Annotated in this window: 3 protein-coding genes; all 3 read left to right on the top strand. The window is 66.8% G+C overall.

All coding sequences use genetic code 11. From position 1 onward, the window contains the following. On the top strand, window positions 1–1,133 hold a 1,133-nt coding region (gene clpX / locus VFZ09_RS29955; RefSeq protein ID WP_329731115.1), incomplete at its 5' end, for an ATP-dependent Clp protease ATP-binding subunit ClpX. Between the two features lie 188 nt (window positions 1,134–1,321). After that, a complete protein-coding gene (locus VFZ09_RS29950) occupies window positions 1,322–3,397 on the top strand; it encodes a prolyl oligopeptidase family serine peptidase (protein ID WP_329731114.1) in 2,076 nt (691 codons plus the stop codon). 199 nt (window positions 3,398–3,596) lie between these two features. Next, a complete protein-coding gene (gene lon / locus VFZ09_RS29945; protein WP_329731113.1) occupies window positions 3,597–6,044 on the top strand; it encodes an endopeptidase La in 2,448 nt (815 codons plus the stop codon). Window positions 6,045–6,120 lie beyond the last annotated feature (76 nt).

Here is a 6,120-nt window from a genome sequence, read left to right as displayed (position 1 = left end):
CCGAGGAGATCGACCGCGAGGAGCAGAAGGACACCAAGCTGCGCATCCCGCGGCCCTCGGAGATCAAGACCACGCTCGACGAGTACGTGATCGGCCAGGAGCGGGCCAAGAAGATCCTCGCGGTGGCGGTGCACAACCACTACAAGCGCATCGAGTCCAAGGTGCAGCTGGACGACGTGGAGCTGCAGAAGAGCAACATCCTGCTGCTGGGCCCCACCGGGAGCGGCAAGACGCTGCTGGCGCAGACGCTGGCGCGCATCCTCAACGTCCCCTTCGCCATCGTCGACGCCACCACCCTCACCGAGGCGGGGTACGTGGGCGAGGACGTGGAGAACATCATCCTGCGCCTGCTGCAGAACGCCGATTTCGACGTGGCGCGGGCGGAGAAGGGCATCGTCTACATCGACGAGATCGACAAGATCGCCCGCAAGTCGGAGAACCCCTCGATCACCCGCGACGTGTCGGGCGAGGGCGTGCAGCAGGCGCTGTTGAAGATCATCGAGGGCACCATCGCCAACGTGCCGCCCAAGGGGGGCCGCAAGCACCCGCAGCAGGAGTTCCTGCAGGTGGACACGACGAACATCCTCTTCATCTGCGGCGGCGCCTTCGGCGGGCTGGAGCAGATCATCGAGCGGCGGCTGGGTGGCCGCAGCCTGGGCTTCGGCGCGGACATCCAGTCCAAGAAGCAGCGCAACCTCACCGAGCTGCTCAAGCACGTGGAGCCGGAGGATCTGCTGAAGTTCGGAATGATTCCGGAGTTCATCGGCCGCCTGCCCATCGTGACGGCGCTCGAGGAGTTGGACGAGCCGGCGCTGGTGAACATCCTCAGCCAGCCGAAGAACGCGCTGACGAAGCAGTACAAGAAGCTCTTCGAGCTGGACGGCATCTCGCTGAAGTTCACGGACGGGGCGCTCAAGGCGATTGCCTCCGAGGCCATCCGCCGCAAGGCGGGAGCGCGCGGCCTGCGCTCCATCCTGGAGAGCGCGATGCTGGACGTGATGTACGAGCTGCCCTCGCGCAAGACGGCTCGCGAGGTGGTGATCTCCGAGGAGGTCATCCTCAAGAAGAGCGAGCCGGTGGTGCTCCACTCCCAGGAGAACAAGGAAGCGGAGCCCAAGAAGGAGAGCGCGTAGGCGCCCGCGCGCCCAGGCGCTCGAGAACCCCTCTCCCTCCGGGAGAGGGACGGGGTGAGGGTATCCGGGCCCCGGGTTGAGCCCGAGCCCCCACCGCGCGTCACGGACGCCCCCGCCAGTCCCGCACTTTTCGTGGGACGGACGGGGGCGTTGCCTTATCTGCTGTCCCTCGCAAGGAGACGAAGCGGATGAAATACCCGGCCACGCGGACCGAGGCGGTGGTGGACACCCTGCACGGGGTGGAGGTGGCGGACCCGCACCGATGGCTCGAGGACGAGCAGTCCCCCGAGGTGCAGGCGTGGATGAAGGCCCAGGACGCCTTCGCCCGGGAGCACCTCGAGCGTTTCCCCGGCCGCGAGGCCCTGCGGCGGCGCTACACGGAGCTCTTCTACGTGGAGTCCCTGTCCGCGCCCGCGGTGCGGGGCAACCGCTACTTCTACGTCCGCACCCACAAGGACAAGGAGAAGGCCGTCGTCTACTGGCGCGAGGGCGAGAAGGGCGAGGAGCGCGTCCTGCTGGACCCGAACACCTGGAGCCCGGACGGCACGGTGTCCCTGGGCGTGTGGGTGCCCTCGTGGGACGGCCGGAAGGTGGCCTTCAGCCGCAAGCCGAACGCGGCGGATGAGGCCATCCTCCACGTGCTGGACGTGGACACGGGCAAGTGGAGCGAGGTGGACGTCATCGAGGGGGCCAAGTACGCCTCCCCGAACTGGACGCCGGACAACCAGTCCTTCTACTACGCGTGGCTGCCCACGGATCCGTCCATCCCCGTGGCCGAGCGGCCCGGCTACACCGAGCTGCGCCTGCACCGGCTCGGCACGGACCCCAAGACGGACACCCAGGTGCACCCGCGCACGGGGGATCCGAAGACGTTCCTCGGCGGCAACGTCACCCGGGACGGCAAGTACCTCTTCGTCTACATCACCCGCGGCTGGAGCGAGAACGACGTCTGGTGGAAGCGGGTGGGGGAGAAGGACTTCCGCCTGCTGGTGAAGGGCGAGGGCGCCCGGTACTCGGTGGACGTCTGGGAGGACGCCTTCTACATACAGACGGACGAGGGCGCGCCCATGGAGCGCGTCTTCAAGGTGTCTCCCGAGCGGCCCGAGCGCCCGGCGTGGAGGGAACTGGTCCCCGAGGACCCCTCGGCCGCGCTGCAGGGCATCAACATCGTGGGCGGCCACCTGGCGCTGGCGTACCTGAAGGACGCCACCACGCGGGTGCGGCTGGTGACGCTCGAGGGCCAGCCGGTGCGCGACGTGGCGCTGCCGGGCCTGGGCGCGGCGAGCAACCTCTACGGCCTGGAGGATCGGGATGAGGCCTGGTTCGTCTACAGCTCCTTCAGCACCCCGCCACAGGTCTACAAGACGTCCGTGTCCAGCGGGCGGGTGGAGCTGTGGGCCCGGGTGGAGCTGCCCATCGAGCCGGAGCGCTACACGGTGGAACAGGCCTTCTTCCGCTCCAAGGACGGCACGCGGGTGCCCCTCTTCCTGGTGCACCGCAAGGACCTGAAAAAGACGGGGGACAACCCGACGCTCCTCTACGGCTACGGCGGCTTCAACGTGAGCATGCTGCCGTCGTTCCGCTCCAGCATCTACCCGTGGCTGGACGCCGGGGGCGTGTACGTGGTGGCCAACCTGCGCGGGGGAGGGGAGTACGGGAAGGCCTGGCACGAGGCCGGCCGCCTGGAGCGCAAGCAGAACGTCTTCGACGACTTCCACGCGGCGGCCGAGTTCCTCATCCGCGAGGGCTATACCCGGCCCGACAAGCTGGCCATCTGCGGCGGCAGCAACGGCGGCCTGCTGGTGGGGGTCGCCATGACCCAGCGCCCGGAGCTCTTCGGGGCGGTGGTGTGCCAGGTGCCCCTGCTGGACATGGTGCGCTACCACCTGTTCGGCAGCGGCAAGACGTGGATTCCGGAGTACGGCACGGCGGAGAAACCCGAGGACTTCCGGGTGCTTCACGCCTACTCGCCCTTCCACCACGTGAGGCCGGGCGTGCGCTACCCGGCCCTCCTGATGATGGCCGCGGACCACGACGACCGGGTGGACCCCCTGCACGCCCGTAAATTCGTGGCCCGGGTACAGAACGCGGGACATGACGCGCCCGCCCTGTTACGTATCGAAGCCAACGCGGGACACGGTGGGGCGGACCAGGTGGCCAAGGCCATCGAGTCCAACGTGGACCTCTACAGCTTCCTCTTCGAGGTGCTGGGCGTTCAGGCGGGCGGCATTGCATCCGCTGCGAACGCAAATCGGGCCCGCTAAACCAGCGGCCGGACACCCGATGGCCCCCAGGGTGTTCCCTTGCTTGCAGGCCAACGTTCCCCATCTTTCACCCGGGGAACGGCCGCCGGAGGGGCCGTGTTATAGAGACCGTCTTACCTGTCCGTACTCTCGGTGTGCGGGCGGGCAACTTTACCAGGGGCTTGCAACCAAGGGTGGCAAGCAGGCAGGTGGCGAATACATGTTCTTCGGACGAGACGACAAGAGGGATGCCCAGAAGCGTGGGAGCACCGTACCGCTCCTCCCGCTGCGGGACATCATCGTGTTTCCGCACATGGTGGTCCCGCTGTTCGTCGGCCGGGAGAAGTCCATCGCGGCGCTGAAGGACGCGATGGCCCACAAGGGCCCCGACGACAAGGCCGTCATCCTCCTGGCCGCCCAGAAGAAGGCCAAGACGAATGACCCGACGGCGGAGGACATCTTCCACTTCGGCACCATCGGCCACGTCATCCAGCTCCTCCCGCTGCCCGACGGCACGGTGAAGGTGCTCGTGGAGGGCGTGCGGCGGGCGCGCGTGAAGAAGTTCATGCCCAACGACGCCTTCTTCATGGTCGAGGTGGAGGAGGTCGAGGAGCAGAGCGAGAAGTCCGTGGAGCTCGAGGCGCTCGTGCGCAGCGTGCACTCGGTCTTCGAGGCCTTCGTCAAGCTCAACAAGCGCATCCCGCCCGAGATGCTCATGCAGGTGGCGAGCATCGACGACCCGGCGCGCCTCGCGGACACCATCGTCGCCCACCTGTCGCTCAAGCTGAACGACAAGCAGGCGCTGCTCGAGACGGAGAGCCCGGCCAAGCGCCTGGAGAAGCTCTACGAGCTGATGCAGGGTGAGATCGAGATACTGCAGGTCGAGAAGAAGATCCGCACCCGCGTCAAGAAGCAGATGGAGAAGACCCAGAAGGAGTACTACCTGAATGAGCAGATGCAGGCCATTCAGAAGGAACTGGGTGAGCGCGACGAGTTCAAGAACGAGATCCAGGAGATCGAGGAGAAGCTCAAGAACAAGCGGATGAGCAAGGAGGCCACGCTCAAGGTCAAGAAGGAGCTGAAGAAGCTCCGGATGATGAGCCCGATGAGCGCCGAGGCCACCGTCGTGCGCAACTACATCGACTGGATCATCAGCCTGCCCTGGTACGAGGAGACCCAGGACCGTCTGGATGTCGTCGAGGCCGAGCGGGTGCTCAACGAGGACCACTACGGCCTCAAGCGCCCCAAGGAGCGCATCCTCGAGTACCTGGCCGTGCAGCAGCTGGTGAAGAAGCTCAAGGGCCCCGTGCTCTGCTTCGTGGGGCCCCCGGGCGTCGGCAAGACGTCGCTGGCGCGCTCCATCGCCCGCGCCACCGGCCGCAAGTTCGTGCGCCTGTCCCTGGGCGGCGTGCGGGACGAGGCCGAAATCCGTGGCCACCGGCGCACGTACATCGGCGCCATGCCGGGCAAGCTCATCCAGTCGCTCAAGAAGGCGGGCAGCAACAACCCCGTCTTCCTGCTCGATGAGATCGACAAGATGTCCACCGACTTCCGCGGCGACCCGAGCGCGGCGCTGCTGGAGGTGCTGGACCCCGAGCAGAACCACAACTTCAATGACCATTACCTCGACCTCGACTACGACCTGTCGAAGGTGATGTTCATCTGCACCGCGAACACGATGCACAACATCCCCGGTCCTCTGCAGGACCGCATGGAGGTCATCCGGATCGCGGGGTACACCGAGCCCGAGAAGCTCAACATCGCGCGGCGCTACCTGATCCCCAAGGAGCAGGAGGCCAACGGGCTCGCGGACCTGAAGATCGACATCACCAGTGACGCGCTGCGGACCATCATCCACCGCTACACGCGGGAGTCCGGGGTGCGCTCGCTGGAGCGTGAGATCGGCGGCGTGTACCGGAAGATCGCCCGCGACATCCTGAAGAACGGCCGGCGCGACATCGTGGTCGACCGCAAGCAGGCGATGAAGTACCTGGGCACCCCGCGCTTCCGCTACGGCGTGGCCGAGCGCGAGGACCAGGTGGGCATCGTCACGGGTCTCGCGTGGACGGAGATGGGAGGAGAGATCCTCACCACCGAGGCCACGGTCATGCCGGGCAAGGGCAAGCTCATCATCACCGGCAAGCTGGGCGAGGTGATGCAGGAGTCCGCCCAGGCGGCCATGTCCTACGTGCGCACGCGGGCCGATCGCTTCGGCATCGACCGCAAGATGTTCGAGAACTACGACATCCACGTGCACCTGCCCGAGGGCGCGATTCCCAAGGACGGTCCGTCGGCCGGTGTGACCATGTGCACGGCGCTCGTGTCCGCGCTCACCCGCATTCCGGTGCGCAAGGACGTGGCCATGACGGGTGAAATCACCCTGCGCGGCCGGGTGCTGCCCATCGGCGGCCTCAAGGAGAAGACGCTCGCCGCCCACCGCGCCGGCATCAAGACCGTCCTCATCCCCAAGGCCAACAAGAAGGACCTGAAGGACATCCCGAAGAAGATCCGCTCCCAGTTGCGCATCGTCCCCGTGGAGTTCGTGGACGACGTGCTGCGCGAGGCCCTCCTCCTGGAGAAGCCCGAGGAGTTCGGCCGCAGGGCGGAGTCGTCCAAGAATTCGGACTCGGTCGGCGCGCCGCAGGCACCGGCCTCGGCCCCGGCGTAGCGGCGACGGGACAGGGCTCGAAGTGATTCGAGGGCCTCGGGGATTCCCCCCGGGGCCCTTTTTCATGGGCTTGGTC

Origin of the sequence: Archangium sp., from assembly GCF_036277355.1 — a bacterium.
Classification (GTDB): domain Bacteria; phylum Myxococcota; class Myxococcia; order Myxococcales; family Myxococcaceae; genus Archangium.
This window is presented reverse-complemented; position numbering and strand designations above follow the sequence as displayed.